The following is a 19,694-nucleotide window of genomic DNA, read 5'->3' as shown; positions in this document are numbered from 1 at the left end:
GAGTAGTGATATGCCTGTATCGGGAATTCAATCTGGACACCACATCGTTCAGATGTCACAACAAATAGCCGAGAAAGCTGCACATGGCATTAGCAATAATGTAAGTAGGGTAAAAGAAGAGCTTTCTGATCACAACATCGATTTAGCTGCGGTTGCGGATGTCGCAATAACAGCCTCAACACCTAGCCTTCCCTCTCAAAAAGTTGAATCTCTCATCAACCTCGTACAAGCCGCTGGTTATAACCGAGTTGGCGCGTCTGTCATAGAGAAAAACAATGAAATCATTGGCAGCTTGCTAGACATCCACGTTTAGGCTATTTAACGTCAAATTATCGCTATTTTAATTTCCAACTATCACTATAACGTCGTAACAAGATACCCCCTTTGCTTCGTTCTTGCTTTCTATTTCGATTCAAATATCTCCTGTTTAAAATCAAGCGTTCCCGAAAAAATGGGCGGCTTATCAGAGCCGCCCATTTTTGTGTTGTATACAGGTTTATCCGTTATCAATAACACCGTTGTTCAGCAATGACTCTACAATCTCGTTGGAGCTGAGACCGTTGAAGTCGATTGAAGTACCTAAGTTTTCCACGACAATAGTCTGCTGAACATTTGCATCCGTCGTAATGTTCAGAGAAACACTTTCCGTCGATGCATCGTAGTCTGCTGAAATGTGACCAAGCAGATCATCCATGTCGATCATTGAGTTATTGAGATCAGAGATAACTTCACGTAAATCGATACTGTCTTCGTTAACAGTGAAGTCAGTAATGGTATCCACTGCCCCTTCATCAACGGAATCTACCGTCCACTTGAAGATATCGCTGCCGTCTCCACCCGTTAAGATATCTGAACCTAAGCCACCGATAAGAACGTCATCGCCATCGCCACCCAGAATAACGTCGTCACCGTCGCCACCAATCAAATTGATACCTGTGTCTCCACCGACTAAATAGCTGTCGTCCACTGTGGTTGACTGGTCAATATCGTCGCTATCACTACTCACATCCAAACTAATTTGGACAGGTGAAGACTGCGCTTCATCGCCATTAGATTCCGTTGATATCGCCGTAAGCGAAATATCGTAAGAACCGACATCAATACCACTGTTAGTATCTGTTGCGACAATTTCTAGCGTATCAATTTCATCGCTTGGTACTGTCCAAGTGGTACCATCGAAGCTAATGCCTGATGGAGAAACGCCACTTGTTACCTCAGCACTAGCTGGTACGCCCGTTAGTTCCAAAGACAGCACCTCGTCAATATCAGTAAGCGCCGCCATGATTCCGACAATCGCTAAACCTTGACTGCTCGCGGTTTGGCTAGCCGCAATTTGACGAATGTAATTAAACTGAGGATTAATACTCAATGTAGGTGCATCAGCTACAGGTGTCACATTGATAGTGAAATCTTGATTCGCTTCCAATGCGGTACCCGCATTTTCGAAGTACACGCCGTTGTCTTCGACTTTCACCGATAAAGTGATTGAAGCTGCGTTGACATCTCCTGCATCCACAAATACACCCTCAGAAGCGTCTGTTGCTCCAAGAACGGAGTTAATATTATCTGGTGTGCCCATTAGGGTTATTTCACCAGCCATCCCCGCCCCAACAGTCACACCACTACCTGCTGGCGGCTCGACACGAAGGTCGCCCTCGGTAACTGTAAGAGTCACGGTCATGCTTTCATTTGATTGTGCGCCCGCAAAGTCGACGTCACTCACACTAATACCCGTTACTTTCTGGCCATCAGCTTCATTGATCGTATCCGTTACCGACGTTGCAGTGATTTCAGGTGCGTCATTGGTCGCTTCAACATTCAACACTGCTGTGCCCGCGATTGTAATTGGGTCTGGAGCGCCGTTAGTAGTTCCGTCATCTGTGATTTCATAAGTGAAATTAACGTCACCAAAGAAATCTGCTGCGGGTTCAAACGTCCACTCTGTCGCACTCACTTGAGTCAACGTGCCGGAAGTTGGGTCCACTAACGCAACATTATCGACGGTCAAGTTGTCTGACTCAGGATCACTTGCGTTGCTCAGCAACTCAGTAGCCGTAATAGTTACCGAACCACCATCTTCTTCGGTACTACTCAACGTTACCTCTGATGTTACCGGTGCATCGTTCACCTCAGTGACTTCGAAGGTCGCCGTTCCTGACACCGTTTGAGGATCTGAAACACCGTTCGTTGTACCGTTGTCGGTAATGTCGTAGGTTAGATCGACCTTGCCGTTGTAGCCAGGCGCAGGAGTAAATGACCATGTACCTGTTACGTTGTCGAAATCCAATGTGCCGCTGCTTGGATCAACCAACTGGACATTGCTCACCATCAAGGTGTCGTTTTCAATATCAGACGCATTCGCCAACAAATCAGCTTGGGTAATATCAACCGCCGCACTGTCTTCCGCAACATCAGAAAGTGTCACTTCAGACGTCGTTGGAGCATCATTGACTTCCGTTACGTTGAACGATGCGCTGCCGTTAACCGATTTAGGATCGGATGCACCATTTGTCGTGCCATCATCTGTAATGGTGTACGTGATTTCAACTGGACCGTTGTAATCTGGTGCTGGGGTAAATTCCCACTCTCCCGTGCCACTGTTGAAAGTAATGCTGCCCGAATTCGGATCCGTTAACTGAACATTGCTAACCGTGAGATTATCGTTCTCTACGTCTGTCGCATTCGCAATAAGATCCGCTTCAGAGATGGAGAACACACCACTGTCTTCTTCAATATCCGGTAGCGTCACTGGCGTAGTTTCTGGGGTATCATTCACCGCTGTTACTTCAATATTGAAGCTGCTGCTGTTGGTATTTAGGGTGTCATCTACCCCACCAATTACGATACCTTCATTACCTTGGTCATCGACTGTCACGTCCACCTGAACGTCACCAAAGAAGTTCAGCTCTGGGTTAAACTCAATCAGACCGTCTGCAATGGCATTGTTTAGATCGGCCACTGTGCCTTTCAGTTCAACGGAGTCCGTACCATCACCGCTCACGGTTAGGTTGTAAGTAGCGATGAGCGTTGGATTAAGCTCCAAGATACCGCTGTCGACGTTCACATTGAGTACGTATTCAGCATTCGGATCATCGAGTACGGCATCAATATCGGTAATGCTGAAACCATCAAGCAGCATTGGCGTATCTTCTGGTGTTTCCACATCCACGGTATTGACGAACTCTGGACGATCGTTCACTGCTTCAACATCAACAGTGACATCAAACTCCTCTGCGGAGCCCAAGCTTTGACTGCCATCGAGCCCAGTATCAACGGCTTGCACTTTGAAATGCAGCGAACCATCCCATGAGTTATCGTTGCGATCACCAGAATTAAACACCACTTGATCCAAGTCTTGAGCATTGATTTCTAAGACAAAAACGCCGCCGCCTTGGTCAGTAAATACTGTCCCATCAGGTAATGAAACGCTCGCCCCATCAGGGACATTTGAGACCTCAACTCTCAGCGTCTCTGGATCATTTTCCTGGTAGTTTGCACCATCTCCGATGGACTCTTTGTTATCAACCACTAACGCATTTACATTAATAACAATGTCTTCGCCCTCATTACCTGCAGCCGAAGTGTCGGGATTCACATCAACATCATCACCAACAGGATTAACAATCAGCGTAAAGTTGTTGTTTCGTTCCGTTGGTACTTGTAGCAACTCCTCTTGAATGAAGACCGTAATACCTATCTCAGCCTCGCCACTAAAGTGTTTTGGCGGTTTAATTTGGATGTCACTCAGGTCAATGGACGTCTGAGTGAGATCTTTTAGTTGAATACTCCATTCGCCCCCACCGTTATTCTTAACAACATAATCAGAGGAATTGGATTTAACGATAAAGTCATCAGGAAGTCCCGTTAACTTGAGTGAAACGAAACTCTCAGAACCGTCATTATCGTTCAGGCTGATCGAAACACCAGAGCCCGATTGATTCAGCGAAATTAAAGTATCTTCGTCACCAATCACCGTGATTGGCTGCGTCGGATCGGTACCTGTAATGGTAATGTCATCAACGACTGGCGTAACTTCAAATGTGACATCGTCAGTGAAGGTTCTTACATCTATATTATCGCCAGAGTTATTCAAGATAGACTGATCAAATACAGCTTCATCAGTAATTTCGCCCTCGATATTAATCTTGACGGTATTTTGGCCACCACCTACGGGGTAATTTTCTTTTGGCTTAAACAGAACATTGTCAAGCGCACCAGCTAAAATCTCAGCTTCATTAAACTCAATACTGGTTCCTAAGCTGTTACCATTGGCATCAACAAACTCACCTAATGTTGTGTCATCAAGCTCTAACTTGATGTTCGTTAGTGTTTCTCGACCACCTTGAGTGTTGTTAAATTGATCGGCAAAATCAACACTCAAGTTAAGTTGGATTAAGCCATCTTCGTAACCGACACCATCCGCCGTGGGAACGTCGTTATTTAGATCAGTTACAGGTTGTTTGTTTGCATCCAAGCCGAAAGTACCGACGATATCTACTCTTACATTTGGTGTGACATCGCTATCCAACGGCTGATCCCCGGCTGAACTCGGAACGTCTGCAACCGGTAAAACCTGAACTGGAAACTGGACATTATTTTCTTTTTCATCACCGGACTCAGTGTCTTTAGTGACAAACCGAATTGGCAATTCGAAATCACCTGCGTAATCTTCTGCCAAGTGCATCGTCAAACCATCAAGGCCAGTAATATTTCCACTCGCATCGATATGGGCTTGGAACACGTATTTACCATTGACAAAATCAACATCCGTCCCCGTGATCACCAAACCAGGAGGAATGCCAGGAGCTGTCGGGTCGACGATAATAGTTAAGACATCTTCCACACCATCTGCATTAATCGCATCGACTTTCGACGTCAACTGAGCACCAAGGTTAATAGAATTGTCTTCCAACGCTTGAATTTGGACATCATCAGCCACCTGAATCTCTGCCGCTACACTCATTTTCGGTGTGAGGACGGTTGGAAACTCTAGTGTCACATCCGTTTGACGCACGACAGTCGCATCTTTTTCGTTGCCCAAATCTTCGCCCAAATCATTCACTTCTGCGTAAATGGTTAAGCCAATTTGAGAGAGACCACCGTTATCGCCATCGTCGCTGTCATCGCTTGGTGTTAAATCAAGGCCAGACGGCGCTTTAATTGAGAAGTTGTCTTCATCGGTTACTGTCCAGCGACCTCCACCTTCATTTAGTGCACCGACGATAACCAATTGGTTGAGGATCTCAGGGTCCACATTGTGAAATTGAACAACAAGTTGAGTCACCACTTCATCTGAAGACGCATCAAACTCTTGGTATTTAATGATATGAGCACCAGATTCGCCCCCCATAGAAGTGTTGATCGTAAAGTCAATGTTACCTTGATCGTCTGACTTCACGATATCGGTAGCACCACCACCACTTTCAGTGACAAGCAGACGGGTTTGGTCGTCTATTGCCCCCGTCTTATCCTCTGGCTCAACGATTGGATTAACTTGGACATTCACCGTACCATTGATGGTTTTCTCAGCGATACCTTCACCGGGATTCGAAGCGTCAACATATTCATGGTCAATCTCTTTCACAGTGACGGTTGTGGTCAAGTCAAAGTCAGTACTTGAATCCTGCTCCAACTGGACTTGAACATAGCCACTTTGAGAGATTCTAGCGGAAAAATCTTGCTCTGATTCACCAGCTTGCGGTGAAAGCGTTAGTGTTCCAGAAACAAGCGCTTGTGCCACACCATCTACATAGACCGTGCTGCCTGGAGGAAATCCAGAGATGGTTACATCACTAAAGAATTCATCGGTATCAGGGCTTTGTACGAGCGTCGGTTTCCAATCGATGTTAAAGCGCGTATCTTCATCTCCCTCCGATCGAACAACGTAGTTATCTTGAGCATCAATAACGGGTTCGACCTTGATCCTTACCTCTCTTTCAATCACACGACTATGACCATCATTCTCGGTAACAATGATCGTCCCTGTAATAGCAATATTTTCAGTTGAAGAGGCTTCCGGAATAATTTGAATACCGGAATTAAAATTCAGCCCAGTGATGTTTGCTTCGTAAATCGGTTGACCGTTACCATCATAGCCAACAAAGGTGAGGTCAACGCTTGAGCCGTCTGAATCTACGACACGAACACCGTCGGGGATGTTGGACAGGATAACAGTAATGGCTTCTGAATCATCCTGTGGTCTATCGGCAACTTCACCAGATACAACCGAGAAGTTAAGGTTTACAACACCATTCTCTTCGATAGTTGTCTCTATCCCGGCCACATCTCCGTCTACGAATCGGTTCCAAACGTTCCCCGCGTCAATTAATACCGTGTCTGGTATGTCAGCAACACCTTTTACACCAACGATGACGGTCTTACTGCCCAGTGACAACACATCTTCTGTCGTACCGGTAGACAATGATGCTGTGTCTTTCACAATGCCTTCGACATTGAAAGTAAAGTCATCATTGCTGTGCAACGGAGGAAGAACTTCGACGTTCGCTAATTCAGACTCTGGCACTTCGTAATAAAGTATATTGCCGCCTGAATCGGTCACTTCTACTATCTGACTTGGGTTTGCTGAGTCCAGCCACACCAGAGTAACCCCATCAATTGAGAAGTTAGAAATGCGCACAAATAACGCTTCAGAACCATCTAAGTCCGCTGATGGTTTCATGGTGATCACTTCACTTAATTGGAGTGGGTCGTGATCAGTGACAGGGTCTACCGTATTTTGAGTTCGAGCGTTATCCTCAAACACATTAATTCGATTTACAGTAAAACTACCTTTATCCGCAACTGGGTTTACATCAATAATGATGGTTTCGGTTTCTGAGCGAGCGGTATCTTTCCCAAGCAGTGGATTGTTGTTTTCCGTCGTAATAGCGGTGACATCAATTCTGATTTCGCCCGAGAAGTGATCTATCGGATCAACTTGAACTTCATCAATTCGGCTTGCATCCACCAGATAAACACCACCGGATTTTGGTATCGCACTACCATCTGAATAGACTAACTCTGCGTTACCTTCTCCTTGTGTAAAGACAAGCTCGTACACAATGCCTTCAGGGTTACTAGTGTCTTGGGTTTCAGCCGTGATGTTAAGTGCGACATTGTTTCCATCTTCATCAACCGAGTAGTTAAATTCGCTGCTTGCCGTCCACGTTGCAATATCTGCAACGGCAGCAACTTCAATGTCTAAACGACCATTAATCGTATGATCTGGCGTACCATTGTTAAGAATTTCCACACGGATACGAGGATCGATACCAGAAGCATCGGTTGATGTATGACGATCTGGTACGAAGTACAAGTTATCTAACGAGACAAGCTCACCATTGAATGACTGCTCGACATTTGATGCGTCGAGAACAACCGTATTGCCCACAGATGTTAATTCAATGTAGTTGCCACTGCCGTCTCGGTAGTAGAACGAACCGTTGTGAGTATCAGCATCTCGAATAGTGATGTCACCTAAGCTCTCGTTACGGTCGATATCATGTAAATTGATAACCAAGTCGACTTTCGCAGGGTTAACATCCAGCGTCGACAAGTTGTCCTGTGTATTTGCAGAGTCAACACCCACAACGATACCATCACGCCCTTGGTCCTCGAACGCAGTAACGGTAGACGTGTCAATTTGCGCATTGCGGTCTCTTATCGAGATATCCACATCGGCATCTGCGATATCGTCATCACCATCGGTTGCAACAACGTTGATGGTGAAATCAATCGAGTCGGTTTCGGTATGGTCAAGATCGTCATTCGGACGGAATGACACACTGCCATCGGTTCGAACAACCAAACGACCGATTTCAGTATCCACTCCGTCAAGAACCTTGTGAACGAACACAACTTGGTTGCTGCCGTTTAAATCAACAGAGTCCGAGTCAACACCGTTTTGCTTGAAGTAAATACCCGAATCATCAGCCGAGAATGACGTCACTTGTGCGCCGTCAGCACCAAGATCATCATCACCTTCTACAGGGTCTCGGAATAAGCGAACCGTACGGTTTCCTTGCCCCTCAATACGTGAAATAGACGCATCGTGCAGGGTTGGAACATCATCGGTAATCGTCACTGGTAAGTTAATACCGGCCGTATCGCCATCGACATCGGTCGCGAAGACTGGAAGATCGAGTATGAGTGTATCTTCGCCTTGGGTTGAGTGGTCTAGCGCACCCTCAAGCGTAAACTTGTAAGAGCCGTCAGCGTTCAAAACTAGCGTGAACACTGAGTTACCATCAGGTGTTTGACCTTGATAAGTAAAGTTGTTGTTGCTTACCGCGGTTTGAACTAACGTTACCGCGAGACCACCTGAAGTGACTCCTGGGATCGGGTTAGAAGTAAGATCCAACTGGTAAGAGACAACCGTATCTGCCCCTTCCACCGTATCGAAATTACCTGTTGCTTCTAGGCTGTCTTTGTTGGTTGCCTGAGAGCCATTAGCGAGATCATCCTCGTCAACAGCCAAAGCATCTGCTGATGTAATTTCAGGAATGTCATCAACAATGGTGATTGGAAGGTTCAGTGATGATGACGTATCACCATCAAAATCTGTCACTGTAATTGGAATATCAATGACAAGGTTGTTTTCACCTTGAACAGCGTCATGGTCGATTGGTCCCAACAGCTCAAATTGGTAGCTGTCATTATTCGCATCAAGAGACAGCGTGAAGATCTTAGTTGATGTGCCAGTAATAACCGCTTCGTAACTGGTTACTCCACCATTGGTGCCTACTAGATTCAACTCGATGCTGCTGCCGTTCGACGTTAAGCCTGACACGACGGCATCGAGGTCTGAAACTTGGTAGCTGACAATCTTGTCTGCACCAGCAACGACCTCAAATCCGCCGTTCAATACCGTAGAATCATTACTTGTCGTGTCAGAGCCACCGGAAAGATCATCTTCATCAACGGTTTGTTGGCTAGAGTCTGTCACTTTCACAATCGCTGGAACATCGTCCACCACGGTGATCGGCAAGGTGATGTTATTGGACACATCGCCGTCAAAATCGGTCGCGTTGACTGGGAAGTTGATGACTAACGAGTTTTCATCGTTACCCGCAGGATGATCAAGTGCACCCAACAGTTCAAATTCATAACTGTCTGCTGAACCATTTAGCGTCAGTTTAAAGACGGTGTCCGTCGTACCTTGTACATAAGCTCGGTACTCAATCACACCATTTGAATTTGAAAACTCAACCAACTCAAGCGGTTGACCACCTGAGGTAAGTCCAGAAACAGGCGACGTTAAGCTATCCAACTGGAAGCTAACGATAGAGTCGGCACCATCAGTAACGTCAAAGTTGCCACCAATGATATTGGATTCTGGCGTGTCGTCCGAACCTTGGCTCGGAATATCATCCTCATCCACAGACAAGGTACTACCAGAGCTAATAGCATCAATGGTTGGCTTGTCATCTACGATGGTCACTGGCAAGGTCGCAGTGATGATATCGTTGTCGCCATCCGTGATCTTCACAGGTAGATTCAACAAAATCTCATCAGAGTTAACCGCGTGATCTAACTGACCAGATAACTCAAAGTCGTATTTACCATCTTGATGAAGTGTCAACGTGAAGACCGTCACTCCACCCGGAGTTTGTCCCACGTAAACACGCGCGTCAGCAGTTGAAGCACCAACGTCTTGAGAAAGTGTTACCTCTTCTCCACCCGATTTCAGATTCGGGATAGGATTTGAGCTCAGATCCAATTCGAAAGCATCAATACCATCTGCGCTAGTGACTTCGAATTCACCTGATACCGTTAACGGCTCTTTAGTGCCATCAGAACCAAGAGGTAAGTCATCTTCGTCGACACGTAGACTTTCAATATTGGTAACAACTGGAACATCGTCCACAACGGTAATTGGCAATGTGAAGGCTGGTGAAGTATCACCATCATTATCTGTCGCCGTCACAGGGAGGTTAATAACAATCTCATTTTGCTGATTACCATCTGGATGATCAAGCGGCTTCTGTAAATCAAACTCGTAGGTGTTGTTCGTTGCATCCAACGTCAGTTCGAACACCACTTCAGCAGGATTGCCAGCGACACCTTGGTATACGTTCACGCCGTTTGCGCTAGAAGACAGAACTAAGGTGATAGCTTCACCATCTGAAGTCAGTGACGCAACAGGCGTGGTCAGGTCACTCAGCTGAATAGAAGCAACTTGGTCAGCACCTTCGGTGATATCAAAAGTACCTGAAATAACAGTATCTTCTGCACTTGCAGCATCCGTACCTGCTGGTAGGTCATCTTCATCAACGGTTTGTTCGCTGCCTGCTAGCAAACCATCAATGGTCGGAACATCATCCACAACCGTAATTGGTAAGGTGATGTTGTTCGACACGTCTCCATCAAAGTCAGTCGCGTTTATCGGTAAATTGATGACCAGTTCATTTTGGCCATCAGCATTTGGATGATCGAGAGGAGCAAGCAAATCGAACGTGTAGCTGTCATCAGAGGCATCAAGGGTCACACGGAATACTGGTGTCGTCGTGCCATCAATACGAGCTTCGTAAACTGAAACGCCACCTGCGTTTGATACTTCAACCATAACCAGAGATTGACCACCAGAGGTCAGGCCTTGTACTGGCGTCGTCAGGTCAGAAACGCTGTACTCCAAAATGCCATCAGAACCATCAGTCGCGATGAAGTTACCTGCAATGCTGTTCGACTGCGTACCATCAGATCCGACTGTTGGGATATCGTCCTCGTCAACCGTTTGCACACTTGTTGCTTCGATGCCACCAAGTGTCGGTTTGTCATCAACGATCTTGACAGGAATTGTCTCAGCAGACGTGTCGCCATCAAAGTCGGTTGCGATGATTGGGAAGTTCAGTGTCAGCTCGTCACTATCTACCGCGTGGTCGATTGGACCTTCTAGCGTGAAGTTATAAGAGCCATCGGTATTCACTGTCAGCGTAAAGACCGCTTCAGTCCCCGCTGTCGCTTCGTAAGTAAAGCTGCCATCAGCGTTTGCGGTTTCAGTTAGCGTAACTGCCACGCCTTGTGATGTAAGGCCAGCTGCTGGTGTTGCAGACGCGTCAAGCTGATAACTCACCACTCGGTCCGAGCCTTGTGTGGTGGTGAAGTTGCCATCGATTGAAATTGGGTCAGTCTGATCCGAACCAATCGTGCTTAAGTCATCTTCATCGACGGTAATTGCATCGACATCGGTAATGGTTGGCTTATCGTCCACGATGGTGACTGGGATCGTTTCTGTGGTGGTATCACCATCAAAATCCGTTGCGATGATTGGGAAGTTCAGCGTCAGCTCATCACTGTCTACCGCATGGTCGATTGGCCCTTCAAGCGTGAAGTTGTATGAACCATCCGTATTAACGGTCAGCGTAAATACGGCTTCAGTTCCTGCTGTTGCTTCATAAGTGTAGCTACCGTCGCCGTTTGCGGTTTCAGTCAGCGTCACTGCCACACCTTGCGATGTTAGACCATCAACTGGCGTTGCAGCAGTATCTAATTGGTAGCTTACTACCCCATCAGAGCCTTGCGTTGTAGTGAAGTTGCCATCGATTGAAACTGGATCTGAGCCGTCAGAGCCAATCGCCGCTAGGTCATCTTCATCCACGCGGATGGCGTCTACGTCAGTGATGGTTGGTTTATCGTCAACGATGGTGACAGGCAGTGTTTCTGTCGACGTATCGCCATCAAAGTCTGTTGCGATAATCGGGAAGTCGATTTGCAGGCTGTCGCTATTCACCGCATGGTCTAATGGACCTTGCAGGGTAAAGGTGTAGCTGCCATCTGGCTTCACCACCAGTTCAAATACGGCATTACCATTTGCTGTGGCTGTGTAAGTAAAACTGCCGTCGCCGTTAGCAGTTTCAGCAAGCACGACAGGCTCACCATGAGAGGTCAACCCTGCTACTGGATCTGCCGTTGCATCAAGCTGGTATTTAACAACGCTGTCTGAGCCTTCAGTTGTGGTGAAAGAACCCGACATGAACGCATCATCGTTTTGGTCTGAGCCAATTGAGGCGAGATCATCTTCGTCTACTGTCAGTGGAACAACATTGTCGATGGTTGGAACGTCATCAGTAATCGTGACTGGAATGGTCGCGGTCGTCGTATCGCCATCAAAGTCTGTTGCAATGATTGGGAAGTTTAGAACTAATTCATCGCTGTTTAACGCGTGATCGACCGGCCCTTCCAGACGGAAGTTGTATGTGCCATCAGCATTCACATTCATGGTGAAGACCGGATTGCCATCCGCGGTAGCCACGTAAGTAAAGCTGCCATCGGCATTCGCCGTCTCTACCAAAGTAACAGGCTCACCTTGAGAAGTTAAACCTGCGACAGGATCAGAAGTTGAATCAAGTTGGTAGCTCACCACACGGTCTGAACCTTGGGTAGTGGTGAACGCGCCTTCAACAAACACAGCGTCAGTTTGGTCTGAGCCAATACCTGATAAATCATCTTCGTCTACAGCCAGAGGCACAACATTATCGATGATTGGTGCATCATCCGTGATCGTGACTGGAATGGTTGCCGTGGTCGTATCACCATCAAAATCGGTGGCAACAATTGGGAAATCAATCGTCAGGCTGTCGCTGTTGGCGGCATGATCAATCGGGCCTTGCAGCGTAAAGTCGTACGTACCATCTGTTGCGACATTCAACGTGAAGACTGGATTACCGTCAGCGGTCGCAACATAGGTAAAGCTGCCGTCGCCATTCGCGGTTTCCACCAAGGTAATCGCCTCACCTTGAGAGGTTAGCCCCGCAACAGGATCAGCGGTTGAATCCAGTTGATAGCTCACCACTCGGTCAGAGCCTTGTGTGGTAGTAAACGCGCCTTCAACGAACACAGCGTCAGTTTGGTCGGAACCCACACCGGTAAGGTCATCTTCATCGACACTTAACGCATCCACCGCTGTGATGGTCGGTACATCATCAACAATCGTAACTGGAATGGTTTCTGTGACAGTGTCGCCATCAAAGTCGGTTGCAATAATTGGGAAGTTCAGTGTCAACTCATCACTATCAACAGCGTGATCAATCGGCCCTTCAAGTGTGAAGTTGTAAGAGCCATCAGTATCTACTGTCAGAGTAAATACTGGGTTTCCACCCGCAGTCGCTTCATAAGTGAAACTACCATCACCATTTGCGGTTTCTGTCAGTGTGACAGCAGCGCCTTGCGATGTTAAACCGTCCACTGGTGTTGCTGAAGCATCGAGTTGGTAGCTCACCACTCGGTCAGAGCCTTGTGTGGTGGTGAAGTTACCATCAATAGAAATCGGGTTGCTTTGGTCTGAGCCAATTGAGGCTAGGTCATCTTCATCAACCGTGATTGCGTCTACGTCAGTAATAACTGGCTTATCGTCCACAATCGTCACAGGGATCGTGGCGTTTGTTACATCACCATCAAAGTCTGTTGCGATGATTGGGAAGTTGAGCGTTAACTCATCACTATCAACAGCATGATCGATTGGGCCTTCAAGCGTGAAGTTATAGCTACCATCAGTATTCACCGTCAGCGTAAAGACCGCTTCAGTACCCGCCGTCGCTTCGTAAGTAAAGCTACCGTCGCCATTTGCGGTTTCAGCCAATGTGACTGCCACGCCTTGTGATGTAAGGCCAGCCACTGGTGTCGCAGAAGCATCGAGCTGATAACTCACTACTCGGTCAGAGCCTTGTGTGGTGGTGAAGTTGCCATCGATTGAAATCGGGTCAGTCTGATCTGAGCCAATCGTGCTTAAGTCATCTTCATCGACGGTAATTGCATCGACATCGGTAATGGTTGGCTTATCGTCCACGATGGTGACTGGGATCGTTTCTGTGGTGGTATCACCATCAAAATCCGTTGCGATGATTGGGAAGTTCAGCGTCAGCTCATCACTGTCTACCGCATGGTCGATTGGCCCTTCAAGCGTGAAGTTGTATGAACCATCCGTATTAACGGTCAGCGTAAATACGGCTTCAGTTCCTGCTGTTGCTTCATAAGTGTAGCTACCGTCGCCGTTTGCGGTTTCAGTCAGCGTCACTGCCACACCTTGCGATGTTAGACCATCAACTGGCGTTGCAGCAGTATCTAATTGGTAGCTTACTACCCCATCAGAGCCTTGCGTTGTAGTGAAGTTGCCATCGATTGAAACTGGATCTGAGCCGTCAGAGCCAATCGCCGCTAGGTCATCTTCATCCACGCGGATGGCGTCTACGTCAGTGATGGTTGGTTTATCGTCAACGATGGTGACAGGCAGTGTTTCTGTCGACGTATCGCCATCAAAGTCTGTTGCGATAATCGGGAAGTCGATTTGCAGGCTGTCGCTATTCACCGCATGGTCTAATGGACCTTGCAGGGTAAAGGTGTAGCTGCCATCTGGCTTCACCACCAGTTCAAATACGGCATTACCATTTGCTGTGGCTGTGTAAGTAAAACTGCCGTCGCCGTTAGCAGTTTCAGCAAGCACGACAGGCTCACCATGAGAGGTCAACCCTGCTACTGGATCTGCCGTTGCATCAAGCTGGTATTTAACAACGCTGTCTGAGCCTTCAGTTGTGGTGAAAGAACCCGACATGAACGCATCATCGTTTTGGTCTGAGCCAATTGAGGCGAGATCATCTTCGTCTACTGTCAGTGGAACAACATTGTCGATGGTTGGAACGTCATCAGTAATCGTGACTGGAATGGTCGCGGTCGTCGTATCGCCATCAAAGTCTGTTGCAATGATTGGGAAGTTTAGAACTAATTCATCGCTGTTTAACGCGTGATCGACCGGCCCTTCCAGACGGAAGTTGTATGTGCCATCAGCATTCACATTCATGGTGAAGACCGGATTGCCATCCGCGGTAGCCACGTAAGTAAAGCTGCCATCGGCATTCGCCGTCTCTACCAAAGTAACAGGCTCACCTTGAGAAGTTAAACCTGCGACAGGATCAGAAGTTGAATCAAGTTGGTAGCTCACCACACGGTCTGAACCTTGGGTAGTGGTGAACGCGCCTTCAACAAACACAGCGTCAGTTTGGTCTGAGCCAATACCTGATAAATCATCTTCGTCTACAGCCAGAGGCACAACATTATCGATGATTGGTGCATCATCCGTGATCGTGACTGGAATGGTTGCCGTGGTCGTATCACCATCAAAATCGGTGGCAACAATTGGGAAATCAATCGTCAGGCTGTCGCTGTTGGCGGCATGATCAATCGGGCCTTGCAGCGTAAAGTCGTACGTACCATCTGTTGCGACATTCAACGTGAAGACTGGATTACCGTCAGCGGTCGCAACATAGGTAAAGCTGCCGTCGCCATTCGCGGTTTCCACCAAGGTAATCGCCTCACCTTGAGAGGTTAGCCCCGCAACAGGATCAGCGGTTGAATCCAGTTGATAGCTCACCACTCGGTCAGAGCCTTGTGTGGTAGTAAACGCGCCTTCAACGAACACAGCGTCAGTTTGGTCGGAACCCACACCGGTAAGGTCATCTTCATCGACACTTAACGCATCCACCGCTGTGATGGTCGGTACATCATCAACAATCGTAACTGGAATGGTTTCTGTGACAGTGTCGCCATCAAAGTCGGTTGCAATAATTGGGAAGTTCAGTGTCAACTCATCACTATCAACAGCGTGATCAATCGGCCCTTCAAGTGTGAAGTTGTAAGAGCCATCAGTATCTACTGTCAGAGTAAATACTGGGTTTCCACCCGCAGTCGCTTCATAAGTGAAACTACCATCACCATTTGCGGTTTCTGTCAGTGTGACAGCAGCGCCTTGCGATGTTAAACCGTCCACTGGTGTTGCTGAAGCATCGAGTTGGTAGCTCACCACTCGGTCTGAACCTTGTGTGGTGGTGAAGTTACCATCAATAGAAATTGGATTGCTTTGGTCTGAGCCAATTGACGCTAGGTCATCTTCATCAACCGTAATGGCGTCGACGTCAGTAATCACTGGCTTATCGTCCACAATGGTAACCGGGATAGTGGCGTTTGTGGTATCGCCATCAAAGTCTGTTGCGATGATTGGGAAGTTCAGTGTCAACTCGTCGCTATCTACCGCGTGGTCGATTGGACCTTCAAGCGTGAAGTTATAGCTACCATCAGTATTCACGGTCAGCGTAAAGACCGCTTCACTACCCGCCGTCGCCTCGTAAGTAAAGCTACCGTCGCCATTTGCGGTTTCAGTCAGCGTGACTGCCACCCCTTGTGATGTGAGTCCAGCTACTGGTGTTGCAGAAGCATCGAGCTGATAGCTCACCACTCGGTCCGAGCCTTGTGTGGTGGTGAAGTTGCCATCGATTGAAATCGGGTCAGTTTGGTCTGAGCCAATCGTACCTAAATCATCCTCATCAACGGTAATCGCATCAACATCGGTAATAGTCGGCTTATCATCCACGATGGTAACAGGCAGTACGATTTGGCTTGTGTCACCATCGAAATCGGTAGCAATAACGCTAAAATCAAGGGTTAAGCTGTCGGTATTTGCCGCATGGTCGATTGGACCTTGCAGCTCAAAACTGTACGAGCCATCAGTATTCAAAATCAATGTGAAGACTGCACTACCATTTGCCGTTGCGCTGTAGGTGTAACTACCGTTTGCATTTTGCGTTTCGGCAATGGAGACGGTTTGCCCTTGAGATTGCAGGCCATTTAAAGGATCAGCATTTACATCCAACTGATACTGTACGACGCCATCAGAGCCCTGAGTTGTCGTAAACTGACCTTCGACCAGCGTTGACTGTGATTGGTCAGAGCCTACCGAACTTAAATCATCTTCATCGACGGTAAGAGCAACAACATCGTTAATGGTTGGCACATCATCAGTAATGGTAACCGGCAGAACAAGTGAACTGGTGTCACCGTCAAAGTCAGTTGCGACAATAGTGAAGTCTAGCGTTAAGCTATCACTACCCACAGCATGATCGATTGGACCTTCAAGGGTAAATGAATAAGAGCCGTCAGGGTTCACTTGTAAGGTGAAGATAGCATCCCCTTCTGCCGTCGCAGAATAGGTAAAGCTGCCATCTGAGTTGGTTGTTTCCGTCAGAGAGATAGATCGACCCTGTGATTCCAACCCATTGAGTGGATCAGTGCCGCTCTCTAATTGATAACTTACGACACGGTCTGAGCCCTGAGTCGTCGTGAAGTTGCCTTGCGCGAGCACAGAGTCGCTTTGATCGGAGCCGATGCTTGATAAATCGTCTTCATCGACGGCGAGTGCATCAACGCCATCAATCGTAGGAACGTCATCTTGAACTTGAATGACAATTTGCGCAGCTTCTGGTGTGTTCGAACCTTCGGTAATAGAGGAGCGGTCACCATCCGCATCTACCGCGTAAACTGGCAATGAGAAAGTAAGCGAGTCGTCGTTAGCCCCCGTATGGTCAAGTTGTTCATACAAGTTGAATTGGTATTCGCCCAATGCAGGTGCATCAATCGCCACATCAAATACGGTAATACGCACACCATCCAGCTCGATGAAGCCTTCGTAAGTACGTACGCCGTTACTCTCGGACGCTAGTTCTAGTTGAACAACCTGCCCTTGAGATTGGAGTTCTCCACCAACATTGAACTCTGTAGGTTCCAACTCATAGTGATCAATGATGTCACTTCCGACCGCTGTCGTGATCGACCCAGTACCACTTGTTACTGCCGCGCCTTCCTGTGAACCTTGGTCAACCCCCGCCTCGTCTAAAGACAAGCCCGTCACGTTCTCAATCACTGGATTATCGCCATCGAGGATGGTCATCGTAAAGGTGTTGCTTGCCGTATCTTGGTCGAAATCGACGATTGTGGTTGGCAAAGAGAGCTCAATCGTATCTTCACCGTTTGTTTGTTCTAACGGCTTAAATTGCTCAAATTGGTAGGTACCATCAGTATTCAAACTGATGGTTAAGACGGTTTCATTCGAGCCCGCAATGGACAAGGTGATAGTACTGCCGTCTTCAGAGAGTACCGCTTCTGTCGCCTGATTATCACTCAGTAGGCCATCGAACTGACTAAGTCCTTCTTGATTAAACGTGACCGTTGCCAATTGATCACTACCAATATCAACAAAAGTGCCAGTAATTGGTGTAGAAGAAGATTCAACGTTTTCAAAAGTAACGTTCTGCGGCGCAGGATCATCGCCATCAATAACGGTTGTCGTAAAATCGATAGGCGCTTGAATGCTATTACCACCAATATCTGCGCCTGTAATGTCAAAAGTAATATTGATTTGATCACCGACGATCGATACTTGGCCATCAGCAACAGACGCAACATGGTCAATACCCTGGCTAATCGTGGTAACGACCTCTAACTCTAAATCACGGCCTAAAGATGTCGCTTCGATCTCGATACGAAGTACTTCGTTACCTTCTTGGGTGCCGATAATGGCATTTTGCGCTTCGTCATAAACGAACGCTACTGGCTGACCACCAGAAGTAATGTCACTATTTAACTCGGTTAACAAAGACTCTAATGAGGACGTTTCAGGTACAAATGAAGCAGTATCAAGTGCGAGATCCCCTGCTTCAACCAGCACACTAGAAGAAATGGTTTGCGGGTAGCTAGATAGAGAAATTGAGCCTTCTGTTACGCTAGATTGCAGTGACTGCCCACCATCAGCAAAGATCGTGACATTCAAACCGTCATCTTCGTCGCGATCATCTTCTCCGCTGCGAGTCGCAGACGTTTCAAAAAAAGTAGACGCGAGTACTTCCGGGTTATTATATTCAACCGTCACGTAGCCAGCATTAGCCGAGCCCTCAGCACCTGCGCCAGCAGCTGTTGCTTCTAAGATAGCGGTAGGGTCAGCTCCGTCTAAAATAGCTTGCTGGATAGCGGCAATATCGTTGGCGTCGAAGTCAGCACTTCCAATAGCCGTTGGGTCAAAAGTCACTAAGCCATTAACTGGAGATTGTACCAATACTGGTTCTAACGGTTCAGAAGAAGGCACAGGAAGACAAGCAACACAATTTGCGTCGACCAGATAAAGCTCATTATTTATCTGTACGTCGAGAGAGGCATTATTTTCTGTGATAATAATCTCGCCAGGTCTTAACTCATCCCCTGATTTTATGACCTTAACGTTTCCGTCCAGGCCCAAAACCAAAACTTCACCTTTGACAGCATTTACAATCGCGCTCTGCGGTACCGTGTGCGTACTCATCTGACCTCCGCTAATGGCTTACGTTTCCCATTAACCTTTTTAGATAATTTCTTATTAATTTAGTGCGGCATACTGCACACCTTTATGCGATTAAACTAAGTATTGAATCATTAAACAATCGATAAATACCCTACTACCGAGCAACATAAGTAAAACTTACTCGTAGTCACAGAAATGTGACACATGTGCTGACGCGTAGATATCGAATAATTATATGAAATTGATACCTTATTCTAATTAAGTGTAGTTGTTTTAAGAAAAGAAGAGAGATGAAATCATTCAGCTAAACGCCAGACTGCCGGTTGCGATCAATAATGGAAGAAAAGCAATGAGAATGTTGTATACACCGGAGCGTGATGACATCTTAATCAATATCGGTGACGAAAAAAACGTAACGATTAAATATTGAACAACATAAATTGCAGGACAAAATGCAACGATACAAAAGTGGCTTACGATATGAATCCCCGCACACCACGAGTTCGGTTTTGTTCTGATATACAGCAAAAAAAACACGACCAAGCTAATAATAAAATACATAAACACAGCACTTGAAAATAATTATCATTTTCAATCATAT

Annotated in this window: 2 protein-coding genes; one reads left to right on the top strand and one right to left on the bottom strand. The window is 46.9% G+C overall.

All coding sequences use genetic code 11. From position 1 onward, the window contains the following. Positions 1-10: 10 nt before the first annotated feature. On the top strand, positions 11-313 hold the full coding sequence (locus R7M92_RS04535; RefSeq protein ID WP_318132806.1) for a hypothetical protein: 303 nt from the start codon (positions 11-13) through the stop codon (positions 311-313). Between the two features lie 183 nt (positions 314-496). On the opposite strand, the gene R7M92_RS04530 is transcribed toward R7M92_RS04535, so the two are convergent. Then, complete coding sequence (locus R7M92_RS04530; RefSeq protein WP_318132804.1) at positions 497-19,114, bottom strand: retention module-containing protein; 18,618 nt, start codon at positions 19,112-19,114, stop codon at positions 497-499. Between the last annotated feature and the right edge of the window lie 580 nt (positions 19,115-19,694).

Source organism: Vibrio sp. Vb2880, assembly GCF_033337975.1.
Lineage (GTDB): Bacteria > Pseudomonadota > Gammaproteobacteria > Enterobacterales > Vibrionaceae > Vibrio > Vibrio alginolyticus.
Note: the sequence above shows the minus strand (reverse complement) of the source record. Positions and strands in the feature narration are given on the sequence as shown.

Coding starts and splice junctions, on each gene's coding strand:
- R7M92_RS04535 (WP_318132806.1), top strand. CDS start 11: ATGCCTGTATCGGGAATTCAATCTGGACACCACATCGTTCAGATGTCA.
- R7M92_RS04530 (WP_318132804.1), bottom strand. CDS start 19,114: ATGAGTACGCACACGGTACCGCAGAGCGCGATTGTAAATGCTGTCAAA.